The 17273-nt window shown below is 63.2% G+C and carries 15 protein-coding genes and 2 pseudogenes; 9 read left to right on the top strand and 8 right to left on the bottom strand.

What is annotated here, in order from left to right; genetic code table 11:
- Positions 1–190 precede the first annotated feature (190 nt).
- Positions 191–622, top strand: a complete 432-nt coding sequence (locus B0G69_RS28660) for a hypothetical protein (RefSeq protein WP_121323200.1) — start codon at positions 191–193, stop codon at positions 620–622.
- Between the two features lie 114 nt (positions 623–736).
- Positions 737–1138, top strand: coding sequence for an SRPBCC family protein (locus B0G69_RS28665; protein ID WP_121323202.1), 402 nt, complete (start codon positions 737–739; stop codon positions 1136–1138).
- Positions 1139–1234: 96 nt separating this feature from the next.
- Here B0G69_RS28665 and B0G69_RS28670 read toward each other — a convergent pair whose 3' ends face one another.
- On the bottom strand, positions 1235–2182 hold the full coding sequence (locus tag B0G69_RS28670) for a phosphodiester glycosidase family protein (protein ID WP_158608991.1): 948 nt from the start codon (positions 2180–2182) through the stop codon (positions 1235–1237).
- A gap of 427 nt (positions 2183–2609) precedes the next feature.
- On the opposite strand from B0G69_RS28670, the gene B0G69_RS28675 reads away from it, so the two are divergent.
- Positions 2610–3083 carry a hypothetical protein gene (locus tag B0G69_RS28675; protein WP_121323206.1) on the top strand — a complete coding sequence of 158 codons (474 nt, stop codon included), beginning with the start codon at positions 2610–2612 and terminating at the stop codon, positions 3081–3083.
- A 41-nt stretch (positions 3084–3124) separates the two neighbouring features.
- Here B0G69_RS28675 and B0G69_RS28680 read toward each other — a convergent pair whose 3' ends face one another.
- The 5 genes and pseudogenes from B0G69_RS28680 to B0G69_RS28700 all read right to left on the bottom strand — a co-directional run bounded on the left by B0G69_RS28680 (position 3125) and on the right by B0G69_RS28700 (position 6468).
- Positions 3125–3970 carry a helix-turn-helix transcriptional regulator gene (locus B0G69_RS28680; protein WP_121323208.1) on the bottom strand — a complete coding sequence of 282 codons (846 nt, stop codon included), beginning with the start codon at positions 3968–3970 and terminating at the stop codon, positions 3125–3127.
- A 120-nt stretch (positions 3971–4090) separates the two neighbouring features.
- A complete protein-coding gene (locus B0G69_RS28685; RefSeq protein ID WP_121323209.1) occupies positions 4091–4642 on the bottom strand; it encodes a carboxymuconolactone decarboxylase family protein in 552 nt (183 codons plus the stop codon).
- 143 nt (positions 4643–4785) lie between these two features.
- Positions 4786–4977 (bottom strand): annotated as a pseudogene (locus tag B0G69_RS42180) (porin); the annotation flags it as partial.
- Positions 4978–5266: 289 nt separating this feature from the next.
- The gene (locus B0G69_RS28695) at positions 5267–5626 is read right to left on the bottom strand and encodes a protocatechuate 3,4-dioxygenase (RefSeq protein WP_121323211.1); all 360 of its coding nucleotides are present in this window, start codon (positions 5624–5626) and stop codon (positions 5267–5269) included.
- A complete protein-coding gene (locus tag B0G69_RS28700; RefSeq protein ID WP_121323213.1) occupies positions 5623–6468 on the bottom strand; it encodes a gallate dioxygenase in 846 nt (281 codons plus the stop codon). Before B0G69_RS28700 ends, B0G69_RS28695 begins: the two co-directional genes overlap by 4 nt.
- Positions 6469–6905: 437 nt before the next feature.
- Here B0G69_RS28700 and B0G69_RS28705 point away from each other — a divergent pair.
- Together B0G69_RS28705 and B0G69_RS28710 are read left to right on the top strand one after the other, a co-directional pair.
- Positions 6906–7112 (top strand): annotated as a pseudogene (locus B0G69_RS28705) (GntR family transcriptional regulator); the annotation flags it as partial.
- A complete protein-coding gene (locus tag B0G69_RS28710; protein WP_199731364.1) occupies positions 7112–8416 on the top strand; it encodes a LysR family transcriptional regulator in 1305 nt (434 codons plus the stop codon). The pseudogene B0G69_RS28705 and the gene B0G69_RS28710, both read left to right, overlap by 1 nt.
- Before the next feature lie 22 nt (positions 8417–8438).
- Here the strand turns inward: B0G69_RS28710 and B0G69_RS28715 are convergent, their stop codons facing one another.
- A complete protein-coding gene (locus B0G69_RS28715) occupies positions 8439–9329 on the bottom strand; it encodes a DUF1932 domain-containing protein (RefSeq protein WP_121323934.1) in 891 nt (296 codons plus the stop codon).
- Between the two features lie 341 nt (positions 9330–9670).
- On the opposite strand from B0G69_RS28715, the gene B0G69_RS28720 reads away from it, so the two are divergent.
- Positions 9671–10339, top strand: coding sequence for an O-methyltransferase (locus B0G69_RS28720; RefSeq protein WP_121323215.1), 669 nt, complete (start codon positions 9671–9673; stop codon positions 10337–10339).
- On the opposite strand, the gene B0G69_RS28725 is transcribed toward B0G69_RS28720, so the two are convergent.
- Entirely contained in the window at positions 10282–12483 is a 2202-nt protein-coding gene (locus B0G69_RS28725) for a tetratricopeptide repeat protein (protein ID WP_121323217.1), read from the bottom strand. The genes B0G69_RS28720 and B0G69_RS28725 overlap by 58 nt on opposite strands.
- Before the next feature lie 199 nt (positions 12484–12682).
- Between B0G69_RS28725 and B0G69_RS28730 the strand changes: the two genes are divergently transcribed.
- The 3 genes from B0G69_RS28730 to B0G69_RS28740 all read left to right on the top strand — a co-directional run bounded on the left by B0G69_RS28730 (position 12683) and on the right by B0G69_RS28740 (position 17255).
- The gene (locus B0G69_RS28730) at positions 12683–13093 is read left to right on the top strand and encodes a DUF2946 domain-containing protein (protein ID WP_121323935.1); all 411 of its coding nucleotides are present in this window, start codon (positions 12683–12685) and stop codon (positions 13091–13093) included.
- Positions 13094–13175: 82 nt separating this feature from the next.
- Entirely contained in the window at positions 13176–15635 is a 2460-nt protein-coding gene (locus B0G69_RS28735) for a TonB-dependent receptor (protein ID WP_121323219.1), read from the top strand.
- Positions 15636–15719: 84 nt separating this feature from the next.
- Positions 15720–17255: a PepSY domain-containing protein gene (locus B0G69_RS28740; protein ID WP_121323221.1), complete on the top strand. Its 1536-nt coding sequence runs from the start codon at positions 15720–15722 to the stop codon at positions 17253–17255.
- Positions 17256–17273: the final 18 nt, after the last annotated feature.

The raw sequence follows: 17273 nt of genomic DNA on the forward strand, positions 1-17273 counted from the left end.
ATGTAGCCTGACCATCGCGCTGCTGATCCTCTCCGGCGCCCGCCTGTTCAGAAAGACGTCGTCGCCCGAGGACGACAAGCCCCGCTGAAGGACCCATGCATGATGGCAACACTACATTCCGTGCTGTACGATCCACGCCACCGCAAACGTGCCTGGCGCGATCGACGCGCCACCTAACCCGCTGGAAGATATGAAACGACTGTTCATCGCTGCGCTCGCAGCCACCTCTTTCGCGACTTCCGTTTACGCGCAAAGCAGCGACGCCGGACCGCTCGTCACGCCATCGGGCAAACTGCAGTTCGTGCGCGCCGACCGCGATTTCGTCGGGATGCTCGACAACCAGATCTTCGATCGCTTCGGCGCGAACACGCTCACGCATTTCGATGACAGCAGCGATGCGAACGACACCGTCAAGCGCACGCTCGTGCAGACCGATTCCGGCCCGGTGCTGTACGACTTCCGCCACAATCCGCCGATCGTAGAGCGTTCGGGCAAGCGCATGACGGTCAAGCGCGTGTTTTGGCAAAACGATGAAGTCGTGATGCAAAGCTCGCAAGGCTGGTTCCGGCTCAAGCGTGGAGTCCTGACTAATCTGCAGTCGTCCATGACGATCTATCATTGATGACGCCTGCGCCTCGAACACACTCGTCAGCATTCAATCGCCGGAGGTGAAGGCTGCATCATCCATCAACACGGCACTCATGCGAATGCTTGAGGCAAACCCGGAGACAGCGCGATGCAAACGACCGAATCGAAAATGATCAGCATATCGATCCAGCGCAGCCCGCAGGACGTGTATGACTTCACGGCGCCGCCCGCCGCGTTCGCGCGCTGGGCGTCCGGTCTCGGCAAGCCTCTCGGCAATGAAGGCGCTGTGTGGCGATTCGAAGGCGAGAACGGCCCGGTGAAGATCCGTTTCACCGAACCCAACGCATACGGCGTGCTCGATCACTACGTGGAGTTGCCCGACGGCAGCGAGATTTACGTGCCGATGCGCGTGATCGCGAACGGCACGGGCAGCGAAGTGATGCTCACGCTGTTCCGCGTGCCGGGGATGAGCGACGATAAATTCGCCGCCGACGCGCAATGGGTTATGCGCGATCTGAACAGGCTAAAGGAACTGCTCGAGGCGGAGTGATTCCGGACCTCGGTCTGTCGTGAATTCAGAAAAAAACCAGACGTATGAGCGCCTGGTTTTTTAAAGCAACTGGCACTGCCGCAGACATTAACTGCTTTAAAACGGCGACCCAGGCAATTCCGGCAGTTTTAACGCATGCACGCCGATCGCCGACGCGTCGAGCCGTTCCGCACCGCCGCTCGGTGTATCGACGATGAACGGCACGCCGATCTGATCGGCGCGCACCAGTTCGGTCGAGCCGCCGCCGTCGAGATTGATCGCATCGTCCGCGCCGATCGCCTTCATGAGTTGAGCCGATTGCGCGTTGGTCGTGCCCGTCGAATAACCCGCGAGGCGCCCGTCGATCACGACGAAGTAGAGAAAACGCCCTTGCTGCGACAGGCCGACCAGTGTGCGTGGATTCGGATTGAGCGGATCACCTTCATTCGGGCTTTGGGCGCTGACATCCTGACCGTTTTTCAGCAGAATCGCCGAGCCGGCGACCGCCGTATCGATCAGCTTCAGATCCTGCGCCGAAATCTGCGGCGCATTGGCGATATACGCGCGACCTTGCCGCGTAATCGCGAGCACCGCTTCGCTTTGCGTCGGATCGCTGGTCAGCGGACTCACGATCTGACCGTGCGATACCAGCAGGCCGATGATCGTCTTTGGCTCCGGCGTTGTCGCGCAGCATGGCGCGAAGAAGTTCGCGTTGATCGCGAGCCGCACGTCGGTGCGCGCGGCAAACTGGGAAATCGTCTCCGACGTCGTCATCAGCGGGCCGCTATGCCCGGTGGTCTCGACGCTCACGCCCGGCGCGCGCAGATCGACGCGCATCACGTACGCGCGGCTCACGGTGGGCTTGCCGCCGGCCGACGCGGGATTCGACGGCACGGTCGCGGTTTCCGCATCGACGCCGACGTACACCGGCGAGTAGCCGCTTTGCGTGATCTGCGTGGTGGGATCGGGTACGTCGGCTTGCGCGCGCGCCGAAGCGAGGCCGATGATCGCCGCAGCGGCGAGCGCCTTCAGCGTTGCCGATGCAGGGAAAAGAACACGTGCCATGTCTTTAGTCTCCATTGACGGCGGCGACGAAGCTGTCGCCTCTTACCGTGCCGCAGACCTTATAGACGGGACATGACCGTCACGTGATTTCTTCTTTTCGTTCAGCTTTCGGCATTCACACGCGCCCTCGAAAAAAAACCATTCAACTGTCCGCAGTTAGATCGAATATCAACCTTGGCTAAGGGCGAGTGACAGGCTACGCAATTTTTCCTGCTACTCCTTTTCTCGACCGGATTGAATTGCAGGTTCAACTTCGTCAACCAACCTTATCCCATAAAAAATGCTCTCTTTTCCTCACATATAATCACCTGGCCTTCGGAAAACCCCCGACGGTCAGGTTGGAAGCCTGCGATCGTAGCCGCACAGCCCGCTCACCCACGTAACCAGGCGAGTGTCGGGCGATTCACCCATCTCAGGGAGACGCACCATGACCAAACCCACGAAACAACCCGCACCCCGCCCCCCGGTCGACGCTCTCCAATACGAAAAACTCGCCCTCTCCGCCTTCGAGCTATGCGACCGCCAGATGAACAACCTGGACACGCTCATCTCACTCGCGGCCTCACTCTGCAGAAGTCCCGCGATCACGAATGATGAACGTCATCGGCAGCGAACGATGCTCGAACTGCTGGTCCAGACCGGTGAGCAATACCAACAGGAGCTTGCATGCGACCGCGAGCTGTTCCAGGTGATCGCACTCGACGCAAAGGGCGTCGCGCACAGCCGCATCACGGCTAACCAGGCCGCCCGTCTGCTGGCAGATTCGGCAAACGTCGCGACGCAAGACCCGCCAGGCCCTACAACAACGGAAAAGGCGACGCCACGCAAACGCGTTTCGACGAGAAGCGCAACGATCGTCAGAGCGGATACGACACGACACCGCGCGCCGGTGCGGCATTGATTCACCCGCAGCGTCCGCCCCGAACCAGTCGACACAACGCCTCAATCACGCAGCGGCAGCGCGTCGAGCATTTCGAGGTGACGCGCTTCAGTTTTGTCATCCGCGGGAAACATGCATTCGATACGCAGTTCCTGCGCCGCAACGGTTTGCGGCGTGCCGACACTCGCGACCATCGAGAAATACCTCAGCACATGGCCGTCCTTGACGAAGCCAATGGGTATCACCGGCATCGCAGCAGCGGCGCCGGCCTGAGAATCGGCACTCTCCCCCTTCGACACATCCGGATACGCGCGCAACGCCGCAACCAACTCGCGCGTGCGCTCGTCAATCACCCGCCCCACCGCCTCCCGATAAACCCGCTGAATTAAACTATCCGCAACACTTTTCCAATCGGCGACAAACGGGCGCAATCCATCGGGATCGAACATCAAATGCAGCATATTGCGCGGTCCCTTGCGCGCCGTCATATCGATGAAGCAATTGAAAAATCGCGGCGCGGACTCGTTGGTCATCAGCACATTCCAGTAGCGGTCCATGACCAGCGCGGGAAACGGTTCGTGCTGGCGCAACATCCTTCCGAGCGCTTTCGTGACACTCTGCATTTCCTGCGCGTTCCACGCGGGGTCGGCGTACATCGGCGCGTAGCCTGCAGCCAGCAGTAGCGTGTTGCGTTCGCGCAGGGGGATGTCGAGTGCCTGCGCGATATCCATCAACATCTGACGGCTCGGCACGCTGCGTCCGCTTTCGATAAAGCTGATATGACGCTGCGAGACCCCGGCATTGAACGACAGGTCCAGTTGACTGATGCCGCGCATATCTCGCCAGTGACGCAACAACGCGCCGAGGTCGTTCGGTGGGGCTTTCTTTGTTGGGTTCGCAGGATTCATCGCTGTCTGTCCGCAAGTCTGGATGCACGCAAAGTCTGGCGACCGGCGAGCCACGCGGGCTCACCGAACCGAGCGGTCAGCATACTCGCTTCGGCTTATCGGACTTCGTATGAAAGAAACTCAGGCGCGCTTCCAAACGTGCCCGTGAAACTGCTTCTCCAACGGCGGCTGTGCGATGTTGCCGACGTAATTCGTGATCGTCGACGCCGCGGCGACGGCCAGCACTTCGAGCACCTGATCGTGGCGGAAACCGGCTTCGAGAAACGCGCTCACGTCTCGCTCGTCGAGATGACCCCGCTTCTCGATCGAGGTCTTCGTCAGCATGGAAAGCGCTGCATGCCGGCGATCCGCAGGCGCACGACCGGCGCGAATCGCATCGACATCGGCGGGTGCAAGTCCCTCGTTCAGCGCCAGCGCGGTGTGAAACGCTACCGCCCATGAACACGCGTTGGTCACTGCATTCGTCAACAGCAAGGTCTGGATTTGCGCTTCATTGAACGTGCCTGCATGAACCTTCTGGAACAGACCGAAGAAGGCATCGATCAAAACGGGCGACCCGGCCATCGCCCCCGCGATATTGGGGATGAAGCCAAAGTTCTGCTGAAGCTGACGCAATACCGGTTTGGATGATTCCGGCGCGGATTCGATGGTATGAATCTGGAACGTCGACATGATCTGTCCTCGATGATGAGCGCGATCCGGAATGAACCGCGCGACCACCGAAGATTAGATGCGGCTGAGCAGCGCAGCAATTACCTCGGATGTAATAACCGATGCGAAAACGGCCGTGCAAAAAAAAGCCCGGGCTATCGAGCAAATTTCGAACCCGCGCCCGGAATGTACTGCACGTTCGAATAGGTTGCCGTGATATCCCACGCGTTATTGAACGTGTAGCCGCCGCCTACTGCAAAGCGCTGTTGCGCCTGCGCGGTCTGATAGCCGTTGGTCAGTGCGGAAACGCTAATCTGCGCGCCGCCGTTCGTGGTCGTCGAATCTGCACCCCACGCGGCATCGCGTGACGCTGCCGCGCATGGGTTCAGGTTTCAAAGCCGGTTAGACTGCGCGGCGCAACGCGTGGAATGGTCGTTGCGGCAAATGCGCGAATGAATGCGCACGCAATGAGGACGAACTCGGCCTATGGCGCGCGTCGGCAAACGCCGTGCTACCGGCTGAATCAGCGAAGCTCATGCGTGTCTCCGAGAAAATACTTTCCCGCCCCGGATTTCTGTCGAATCCGGGGTCTTCTAATGTCGAGAAGTGAATGCCTGCCGGTGCGGCCCGGCAGAATCCGGCGCCTTATACCGCGTCAGGCACCTTGCGCGTCTTCAGAAACGCTTCGAGTGTTTCGCCTCGCATGCTCGCGTACATGCCGAGGTTCGTGATCTTCACCACGCGTGCGAATTTTTCGAGCACGAAGAAGCACACGCCGTAACGAATCAGGCCGATCCAGTCGGTGTTGTCGACCAGCGTGCGCTCTTCGGCCGTGAGTTTCGCCGCGTCATAGGCGGCGCTGCGGTTTTCCAGCCACAGCGTGCGGGCCGGCGCTTCGCGCATCTGCCAGAAGAAGCGGTTCAGGCGCATCGCCTTGATGCTCTGGCGAATATCGAACGGATACGTGCCGGTCAGTTCTTCGACGCCGATCAGTTGCGGGTTCATTGCGCCACCTCGTCTTCATAGATCGTCACGGCCATCGCGGTGCTGGTCGCTAGATAGTAGTTGCGGTGCAATTCGCGGACTTTCGGCCCGAGCGCGCCACGCATCGCGAGCCACATGATCGTTTCGACGCTTTCCGCGCCGCCAAGGCGCACGTAATCGACGTGCTTCATCGCGGCGAGACGTTGTGGGTCTTTGACGATCAGGTCGAGAAATTCCATGTCCCACTCGGTGTTGTTAAAGCCGCTGCGCTCGCCGTGCACCTGGTGCGATAGCCCGCCCGTGCCGACCACCACGACATCGAGATCCTGATCGAACGATTCGATCGCGCGGCGCAGCGCCTGGCCGAGCCGGTAGCAGCGGTTCGCGGTGGGCAGCGGATACTGCAGCACGTTGACTTCGAGCGGCACGAGCGACATCGGCCAGCCGCCGTCATGCGGCAGCATCAGCGAGAGCGGCGAATTGCAGCCGTGGTCGAGCGGACGGTCCTGGAAGATCGTCAGATCGAACTCGTCGGCGACCATCTGCTCGGCGATGTGGATCGCCAGATCGGGATGGCCCGCGATGTCCGGCAGCGGACGCTTGCCCGCGCCTTCGTCCGCGAATTCGTGATTCGCCGACACGCCCAGCGCGAAGGTCGGGTAGCAATCGAAGAAGAAGCTGTTGGCGTGATCGTTGTAGAACATCACCATCACGTCGGGCTTGCGATCCGCGAGCCATTTCGCCACCGGCTCGTAGCCCTTGAAGAGCGGCGCCCACGCGGGCTCGTTCTGCTTGCCCTTGTCGTACGCCAACCCGATAGTGGGCACGTGCGAGGTGCCGATACCGCCAATGATCCTTGCCATATTCGTTGTCTTCCGTTGCTTCGTGCCGCCTGCCAATCGGATAGGTTCGCGCGACCGGGGAAGTAGCCAGCACGACCATCTTGGGATACAAAGATAGGAATTGTGCCCTCTGACAAGAAGTGCGGGTAAACCTCACTCAGCGATAGGGTAATGGGGTAAAACGCGGCCCGCCGGTGCTCGACGAACGACGGCGCGACGCTCCAAGTCACGCGGCGCATGGCTTTGTCGGTATCCCAAGCCGGTTTCGCGGGGTCTGGCCTCCGCGCCCATCCGTCCACGCGCGATAAACAGAACAGATGACCCTGAAAAGAAGTCGCAAGCCGTTTTACAGGCGTGGTGCGGCGCGGAGCGCATAGCTATACTTCCGTGCTTCTGCCTTCTGGCTTCTGGCTTCTGACGAGCAGACAACAATGAACGAGACGACCCAGCAGGCAACCTTCACGATCGCCTTCGACGAAGCCGCGCGCGAGCGACAGTTCATGATGCTGATGTACGCGCATCGCCAGCATCATGCGATCGTGGATGCGCTGAAGAAGGGCGAAGGCGCGCGCGTCGATGCGCCGATGAAAGAGCACACCCACATCTCGAAGGAAAGCCTGAATCTGTCGCTGCCGTCGTTGCATCTGATCGAGGGGGCCGCGTGATGAGCGACAACACGTCTATGGCCAGCGACGCGGCGCCGGCCAAAACGCCGTCGTCCTTGAACAGCAAAGACCTGCTCAACCTCGCGCAACTGCGCGCGTTCCGGCTCGTCGCCGAAATGGGCAGCGCGACGCGCGCGGCCGCGGCGCTGTTTCGCGCACAGTCGGCGGTGACGCGTTCGGTGCAGGAACTGGAATCGGCGCTCGGCGAGCCGCTCTTCGACCGCGGCCCGTCGGGCATGCTGCCCACGCCCGTCGGCCGCGCCGTGCTGCATCGTTGCGAGCGGATTTTCGCGGAACTGGAAGAGCTCGCGGAGTGGTGCGCCGCGCGTCAGGCGCGCCGCCGTCCCGCGGCGCAAGGCGCGTTGCCGGCGTATCTGCTCAACACACGGCGGCTGCAGCTGTTCACGGCGCTTGCGCGGCATCGGCATATGCCGAGCGCGGCGAAGACCTTCGGCATCAGCCAACCCGCGGTGAGCACCGCGATTCGCGTGCTGGAGAGCGGCTCGGGCATGAGTCTGTTTCATCGAAGCCCGCGCGGCATCCTGCTCACCGCCGAAGGCGAAACGTTTCTGCTGCACGTGCGTCGAGCATTGAACGAACTGCGGCACGTGCCCGACGATATCGCGGCATTGCACGGCAGGATTCAAGGCTCGGTGACGGTAGGCGCATTGCCGCTCGGGCGCACGCTGATCCTGCCCAAAGCAATCGCGCGGATGACCTCGCAGAATCCCGGCGTGCGCGTCGTCACCGACGAAAGCTCGTACGAGACGCTGGTGGCCGGTCTGCGCGCGGGCGACATCGACTTCATTCTCGGCGCGCTGCGCGACAACGACGCGTCGAGCGGCCTGAAGAACGAGCGCCTGATGTCGGAAAACATGGTGGTACTGGTGCGCCGCGATCATCCGCTGACGCTTGAGCAAGGCCTGACCGTCATGGGCCTGCGCGACGTGCAATGGATCCTGCCGCGCAGCCACTCGCCGGCGCGCGCGCTGTTCGAGGCGCAATTCAAGCGGATGAAGGTGAAGCCGCCGTTGCCCACGGTCGAAACCGCCGACCTGGCGGTAATACGCGGCCTGCTGCTCGGCACGGACATGGCGGCCGCGCTGTCGGCGCAGCAGTTGCATCACGAGGTGCAGTCGGGGCAGCTGGTAGTGCTCGACGTGCACCTTCACAACACGCGGCGCGACATCGGCCTGACCGTGCGCGCGGCCGGCACGCCGTCGCCGGCGGCGCGCGCGTTGATCGATGCGATCCGGCTCTCGGTGGTCGACGTCACGCGCACGATCAGCATCGGCGCGAATTAGCCGCTGTTTTCAGGGCCTTTTGCTACTTGGAGTCCGGCAAGCCGTCAAAGAACGCGCGCCAGTCGAATGGCGCAGGCAGCGCGTCATAGTCGATGCCGCCCGCCTGCATCGCATCCACGATGCTGTCCTGAAGATGCGCGCACGCGTCGCTCATGAACGGCGTGATGCCCGCCTCCTGCAGCGTCTGCGAGACTTCGCGCATTTCCGCCGCGCGCCGGCGGCCATGTTCGGCGACGCGGCTCACCAAGTAGCCGGGCACGTCCGCGTCGTCGCGCATCTTGCCGAAGGTTTGCGCGAGCGAGGCCAGCACGATCGACTCCGCCCCGTAATGCCGCGCGGCGCGCAGACACTCCACGGTCAACGCTTCGATACCCTTGATCATCACGCTGCGGCACATCTTCGCCGCCGACGCCACGCCGATCTTCTCCGATACCGCGCTCGCATTGAAGCCCAATGCATTGAGCAGCGGCGCGACATCCGCCGCAGCGGCGCCGCCCAACAGCATCGGCACGGCGAGGCCATAAGGCGGCACGGGCGCCATCACGGCTGCTTCGACGTAGTGCGCGCCGGCGCCCTCGATGCACGCCTGCGCATGTTGCTTGGTGTTTGGCGAAACCGAGTTGATGTCGAGGCAGATCTGCCCGGCTTCGAGGCAGCGCGCGAGCGCTTGCGCCACGTCGAGGTCGGCTTGCGCCGTCACCGCCGATATAACCAATTGTGCGCCAGCGAGCGCGCTTTGCAACGTCCCGGCGACACGGACGCCCGCGGCCTGTGCCTTGTCGCGAAGCTGATCGTTCCGCAGATCGAACATCGACACCTGTACGCCTTTCGCGGCCAGCGCCGCGCCGAGTATTCCACCCGCCTCGCCGAAGCCGACGAAAGCCACTGTATCGATGCGTGTCAAGCCGCTCATCGCCGTGCTTTCCATACGAAAGACGTGGCACGGATTGCGTGATCGAAGCGCCAACGGGTCGTGCATGGAATTGCGTGGTGTGGCATGTCCCCTCCTTCCTGTGTCTGCGCATCAGCCCCCATTGTAGGATTCACAAGCGTTTTGAAACCATGTAAAGCAGTGCGCGAGGTCATCGCATCTGTTTATCGCTAATAGCGAGACCTGTGTGCTGCGTATCTCGACACACGATGGAACCGAAGTGTCCCGGCTTACATACGAGCCGGCGCTGCCCAACAATGCACCGCGCGCTTTTCTGCTACAACGTACCTTATTCCATATCGGCACATGACCAGGGGGAGACGATGAATCAGGAACAGTGGAATGCGATGGATAACTATCTGACGAGCCGGTTGCTGCCGCAGGACGCCACGCTCGATGCCGCGCTGGAGGCGAGCGCAGCGGCGGGGCTGCCGTCGATCAACGTGGCGCCCAATCAGGGCAAGCTACTGCATCTGCTCGCGAAGTTGCGCGGCGCGCGGCGAATTCTCGAAGTCGGCACGTTAGGCGCTTACAGCACGATCTGGCTCGCCAGAGCACTGCCGCCGGACGGCCGGCTCATCTCGCTCGAAGCGAATCCCGGGAACGCCGAGGTGGCGCGCGCCAACGTCCAGCGAGCCGGTTTGTCGGGCGTTGTCTCGATCGTGATCGGCGCGGCCGCGCAGACGCTCGACAAGTTCGTCACGGATGGCGTCGAACCGTTCGACATGATCTTTCTCGACGCCGACAAGAAGAGCTATCCCGACTATCTACGCCTGTCGGTGCAACTGAGCCGGCCCGGCACACTGATCGTCGGCGACAACGTGATACGCGGGGGCCGCATTGCCGATGCGGCGAGCACCGACCCCGACGTCATCGGTCTGCACGAATTCTTCAGACTGCTCGCGACGAATCCGCGCCTCGACTCGACCGCGATTCAGACCGTCGGCTCGAAAGGATGGGACGGCTTCTCGATGACGCTCGTGTCAAGCTGATGCGCGTGAGGCGGCGCCGCGCCGAAACGCTCGGCGCACGCCTGCCTGACCCGCTCGACCGACGCGGACCACCCCTCGCCCGGCGCGCGGCGAAACAGCCGCAACGCGTGGGGATACCACGGCGAATCGTCGCGTTCGTGCATCCAGCGCCAGTCGGGGTCCCGCTCCGGCAGGAGCACCCAGCAGGGTTTGCCCAGCGACGCAGCCAGATGCGCGATGGACGTATCCACGCAAATGACCAGATCGAGTTGCGCGACGATGGCGGCGCTATCGGCGAAATCCGTCACCTTCGCGCCGAGATCGAGCAACGGCTGACCGTCTGGCGGATCGCGCGCTTCGTCCTCGCCCTGCCCTTTTTGCAGACTTACGAAGCTCAGGCCCGGCACGCGCCAGAGCGGCGCAAGCGTCGCCAATGAGGGAATGGAGCGATTCGCGTCGTTATGGTGTTTCGCGTTGCCCTTCCAGACCAGACCGATCTTGCGGCACGGCGCCAGCGCATCGAGCATCGGCCGCCATTGTTCGACGAGCGCGGGGTCGACCGGCAGTTGCACGGCACGCGGAATCGTATCGAGGGTCGTGCGCAGATAGCACGGTGCGCTCAGGAGACTCGTCCAGCAGTCGTAGCTCGACACGCGCGCCATCGCGGCGACATGATCGAGCACGGCGTCCACGCCGTCGACGCGAGCCATCAGCCGATGCAACGCCGGCGCGCACGCAAACGTGATATGCGTGGCTCCTTGCGCTTTAAGTAATGCGAAATAGCGGCTGAACTGCAGCATGTCGCCGAGGCCGTCTTCCTGCCAAACGAGCAGGGACTTACCGGAGAGCCTGTCCCCCTGCCACTGCGGGCATGCGAGCAAGGCGCGAGTCTGGTGATGCACGAACGACGGCTGCCCGTAGCGGCTCTCGTACAGTTGCCAGCCTTCGTCGAAGCGGCCCAGGCCGAGCAGCAGCGCGGCCAGACCGAAGCGGGCGTCCGCATAGTCGTGTCGTAGGGCAAGCGCCTCGCGGTAGCCGCGTTCGGCCTCGTGCAGCTGCCCGGATTGCGTCAACGCACTGGCGAGGTTGAAATGCGCTTCGGCCAGGTCGGGGCAGATTTCGAGCGTCCGATGAAAGGCTTCGATTGCCTCCGGGAAGCGGTCGAGCAAACGGAGCACACAGCCCAGGTTGTTATGCGCGTGCGCGATGCCGGGCTGCCAGCGAATCGCGTCGCGGTAGGCCTGCTCGGCATCGACGAGACGCTCCTGCCTGAACAGCGCGATGCCGAGGTTGTAGTGCGCCTCGGCGTAGTCGGGGCGGCAGGCAATCGCTTCGCGGTAGGTGGCCTCGGCTTCGGGCAAACGCCCGAGGTCCACCAGCACCGCGCCGAGGTTCAGGTGCGCCTGCGCATAGTCCGGCCGGATAGTCAGCGCGAGCCGGCAGGCCAACTCCGCTTCGACGAACCGGCGCGCCGCCTTCAACACGCCGCCCAGGTTGTTGAGCGCCTCCGGATACTGTGGCCGGATGCTGAGTGCCTGACGATACGCCGCGTCGGCTTCCTCGTGGCGGCCGAGTTCCACCAGCACGCTGCCGAGGTTGTTGTACACCTCCGCGTAATCGTGCAGACCGATCAGCGCCTCGCGATAAGCCGCTTCGGCTTCTTGCGGGCGGCGCAGATCGCGCAGCACGATGCCCCGGTTGTAGTGAGCCTCCGCATAATCGGGGCGCAGGGTCAGCGCGTGACGATACGACACTTCCGCCGCCTCCTTGTAACCGAGCCCGTACAGCACGGCGCCGAGATGATGATGAGCGTCGGCGCGATGCGGTTGCAGCGCCACCAGTTGACGATACATCGCCTTGGCGGCGGACAGGCGTCCAAGCGATCTGAACAGCGCGCCGAGACTGCCGTACACCTCGGCGTAGGTGGGCTTGACGCGCAGGCACTCGCGCCAATGGCGTTCCGCATCGGCCACGTTGCGCAACGCAAACGAACAGGCGCCCGCGATGTTCAGCGCATCGGCGCGTGTGTCGTCCGGCAGCGTCCTGTCGTCCAGCAGCGGCGTCACCATCGCCAGGGCCGCGGCGAACTGTCCGGCCGAACATAACGTGACGGCCTGCTGATTGATGTCGGCGATCGGTAAAGCGAGCGTCTGCGTGGGCGTCATAAGCGAAGAAGAAAGGCAAGCGGCACGGCGCCGGCCAGACGCGCGGCGTTGCGTGCAACCGGCAGCTTAAGTGATCCGTCGCGGCTCCGGCGCGCCGAAATGAGCGGCTTTTTGCCGTCTATTCCGCCGCTATAACCGGCATCACGCGAGAAAGGATCGCGCGGCAATGTTAGAATCGCCCGCCTTCATCCCGATCATCATGACGCTACGATCCCGCAACCGCACGACCGCCTGGCTTGGCCTGTTCGCCATGTGGCTCGTCGTGTTCGCGCCGCTCGTGAGTCAGATGCTGATGTCGGACCGGGCGCACGAGCCGATTGCCGCGCTCTGTTCGGCGCTCCAGCCGTCCGGCGCGAGCGAGGCCGGCCTGGTTGCACAGGCCGCCCACACCGCCCCCGCGCCGGTGCATCTGAGCCACGACGACGCCTTCGGCGCGTGCGGCTACTGTCATCTGCTCCAACATCATGTCGCGATGCCGACGGTCGCCGCTGTCGAGCCCCTCGCCACCCTCGCGTTGGCCGGCACCGCGCCGCCCACGCTCTCCACCCGCTTCACGCCACTCGGCGCGTTCCCCTCGGGACGCCCTCGAGCTCCACCTGCCGTTTCCTGATCACTGCCAGTCCTGATCGCGCCTTCGTCGCGCCCGTCGCGGGTGCGCGCGATCGTCTGTTCAATGCATCAAGGAAACGTTCATGTTCAACTTCGCCCTGCGAAGCCTGTCCCTTTGCGTGCGCCGCGACGTGCGCCGTGACGCGCGCCGTGACGCGCGCGGCGTCTCGCGTGGTGTCCCACGCGTTGTCCCGTCTCGCCGGTTGCCGCAGCCGTTCTTCGCGGCGGGTTTTCCCGCGTACTGGCCGGCGCTGATTCCAGCCTGCGTGTCGGCGTTCGTGCCGGCCCTGGTATCGTCGTCAGCCCACGCCGCCGACAGCACGAACACCGAGGCCACGCTGCCCGCGGTCAGCGTCAGCGCCAATGCAAATTCGGCCGCCGCGCCGCGCGCCGTCGATCCGAATGTGCCGGCATCGGTCGAAACCGTCACGCGCGAGCAGTTTGCCAACTGGAACGTCGTCAACACCGAAGACGTGCTGAAGTACATGCCGAATCTCGCCGTGCGCAAGCGCTTCATCGGCGATCTGAATTCGCTGATCGCCGTGCGCGGCACGAGCAACGCGCAAAGCGCGCGCGGTCTCGTCTACGCGGACGGTCTGCTGCTCTCCAACCTGCTCGGCAACAGCTTCACGTTCGCGCCGCGCTGGTCGATGGTGTATCCCGACGAGATCCAGCAGGTCGACGTGATCTACGGTCCGTATTCAGCGCTATATCCGGGCAACTCGCTCGGTGCGACGGTGCTCATCAGCACGCGCATGCCGAAGCAATTCGAAGCCAACGCGGACGTCAAGGCATTCACCCAGCACTTCAGCCTGTACGGTGTGAACCGCAATTTCAACGGCAGCGAAATGAGCGCGTCGATCGGCGACCGGATCGGCCAGTTCTCATATCTGCTCGGCGTGAATCACCTGGAGAACACCAGCCAGCCATTGCAGTTCGCGACGCTCGCGCAATCGAGCACACCCGCGAAAGCCGGCGACACGCCCGTGAGCGGCGCGTACTTTTACAACAACCAGACCAACGCGCCGACCACCGTCCTCGGCGTAAACGGCGAAGGCATCGAACACACGGTGCAGGACCAGTTCAAGCTGAAGATGCAGTACGACTTCACGCCGACGCTGCAAGCGGGCTTCACGCTCGGCTACTGGCACCAGACCTACGACAGCCAGACCTCGACCTTCCTGCGCGATGAAAATGGCAACCCTGTCTACAGCGGCACGGTGTCGATAGGCGGCTACCGCTACACGATTCCCGAGGCCGCATTCGCGCCGAGCCGCGGAAACAGCGAAAACTGGCTGTACGGACTCTCGCTCAAAACGCGCAACGCTACCGGCTGGAACGGCGAGGCGATTGCTTCGTACTACGACATCAGCAACAGCGTCGCGCGCACCGCGAATTCCGGCGCGCCGGGCAACGGTCCGGGCACGGTGATCTTCGGTGACGGCACCGGCTGGAAAACGCTCGATCTGCGCGGCACGTATACGCCGGTGACGACTCAGGCCGGTCTTCTGAATCACGCGCTGAGCTTCGGCTATCACTACGACAATTACTTCCTCGACAACCAGGGCTACAACACGTTGAACTGGCGCGACGGCGACGCGACGTCGTTTGCGAACGCATTCGTCGGCAAGACGCAGACCCAGGCGCTGTACGCGCAGGACGCCTGGCGTTTTCTGCCGCGCTGGAAGCTCGTCTACGGCGTGCGCTACGAAAACTGGCAAGCCTATGACGGCGCGCAGTCGCTGCCCGGCAAGACCGTTGCGTTTGGCGATGCGAGCCAGAGTCACTTTTCGCCGAAAGCGTCGTTGTCGTTCGACGTCAGCGACGATCTGACCTTGCGCGCATCGATTGGCCGCGCTTACCGCTTTCCGACCGTCAGCGAATTGTTCCAGGGGAAAATCAACGGCTCGTCGATCGTCAACAACAATCCGAACCTGAAACCCGAAGACGATCTGTCGAAAGAACTGAGCGCCGAATGGGCGCACTGGAACGGCGTGTTCCGCTTCTCGCTGTTCCAGGACGACGTGAAGAACACGATCTTCAGTCAGACCGACACGACCGTGATTCCCAACGTGACGAACTTCCAGAACATCGGCAAGGTTCGTTCGCGCGGCGTCGAAACGAGCTACTCGGGACAGGACGTGCTGGTGCGCGGTCTGGATCTGCTGGCAAGCGTCGCTTATACGCAATCGAAGATCATTGCCAACGCGCAGAACCCGGCCACGGTCGGCAAGTACTTCTACCGGATTCCGCTGTGGCGTGCGGATATCGCCGCGACCTATCATTTCGACGAACGCGCCGCGCTCACGCTCGCCGCGCGCTACTCGGGACGTCAGTACAACACGCTGACCAATACCGACACGAACCCGGACGTCTTCGGCGGCACGAGTTCGTACACAGTAGCGGACGCGAAATTCACCTTCAGGCCGACGAAGCTGAGCGAGATCGGCATCGGCGTCGACAACCTGTTCGACGCGCGCTACTTCGTTTATCACCCGTATCCGGGCCGCACGTTTTATGTGGAAGCGAAGTTGCGCATCTGAGCGCTTCCGGGCGCCTCCGGGCGCTCGATATGAGCGCCTCACGAGCGCAAGCCGACCGACCCATTCATGCCTGACGAGAATTGCATGTCAACCACTACCGCCGCTCAACGCATCAGCCCCGCCACCGGCGCCACGAATCCCGGCTACCGGACACTCTGGCGCTGGCACTTCTACGCCGGCCTCTTTGTGATGCCGTTTCTGGTCGTGCTCGCGATCACCGGCACGCTGTATTGCTTCCAGCCGCAAATCGAGCCGCTGCTATATCGCCATCGGTTGATCGTCGAATCGCAGGCGACGCCCCGGCTGCCCGACAACGCGCTACTTGCGAAGGCCCGCGTGGCAATGCCGCCTGGCTCGAGCGCGGTGACCGCCGTCATGGCGAGCGATCCGCGACGCAGCGCCGAGTACGTCTTCCGTCTCGCCGACGGCAACAAGGAGAGCGTCTACCTGAATCCGTACAACGGCGAAGTGCTGGGGACCTTGAGCGTCGAGCGGCGCTTCATGCAGGTGGACCGGATGCTGCATCGCAAGCTGTTGCTCGGCAAACCCGGCGAACTGCTGATGGAGCTCGCCGCATGCTGGACGCTGGTGATGATCGGCACCGGCGTCGCGCTCTGGTGGCCGCGCGAGAAAATCACCGCACGCGCGGCGCTGCTGCCGCGCTTCACGCTCAAAGGGCGCGCACTGTGGAGGAACCTGCATGCCGTGATGGGCCTCTGGCTCGCGCTCGGCGCGCTCGCATTCGTGTTGACGGGCCTGCCGTGGTCGGGTTCGTGGGGACAGCAGTTCAAGGCGCTCGCGACAGCCGCGAATCTCGGCGCGCCACCGGGTGCGTGGGGCGGCTTGCCGTTGCGCTCCGCGCTGCCGGGCGCGCGGCGCGAGCCAGACTCGTCGTCGATGAATAGGCCTGCGGGAGGCGAGGCTAACTCCCCACGACACGCACACGACGAACACGGCGGCCACTCGTCCGGCGCGGACTCGATGCCCGGCATGGTGATGGACGACCTGCCTCTGCCGCTCACTCCCTGGGCGGTCGGCAACACGCGCGTGCCGTCCTCTGCCGTCACCCATGACGGCGCGGACGCCGACGCGCCGCAAGCACTAACGCTCGGGCGCATCGTCGAAATCGCCGCGTCGCTCGGCGTGAACGCCGGCTACAGCATCGTGCTGCCGACGTCCGCGACCGGCGTGTACACGGTCTCGTACTTTCCCGACGATCCGAAGAACGAGCGCACGCTGTACATCGACCAATACAGCGGCGCGGTGCTGAAGGACATTCGTTACAGCGACTATGGCGCGGTATCGAAGGCCGTGTCGTACGGGACATCGCTGCATATGGGCCGCTACTTCGGGCTCGCCAATCAGATTCTCTGCGCCGCGATTTCGCTCGGCCTCGCGGCAATGGCCGTGACGGGCTGCGTGATGTGGTGGAAGCGGCGGCCGCAGCGCACGCTCGGCGCGCCATCGCGCGAACGCGGCGCGCCGCCGATGCGCGGCTGGAAAACCGGCCTCGTTCTGCTCGGCATCGTTTTTCCGCTGATGGGCGCGACGCTTGTCGCGGTGTGGGTGCTCGACTGGATGTTTTTTGGTCGGACTTCGCGGCGTTTGACCCGCGTCTAGCCGAAGCGCGCGGCTAGA

Source organism: Paraburkholderia sp. RAU2J (genome assembly GCF_003634845.1).
Classification (GTDB): Bacteria; Pseudomonadota; Gammaproteobacteria; order Burkholderiales; family Burkholderiaceae; genus Paraburkholderia; species Paraburkholderia fynbosensis.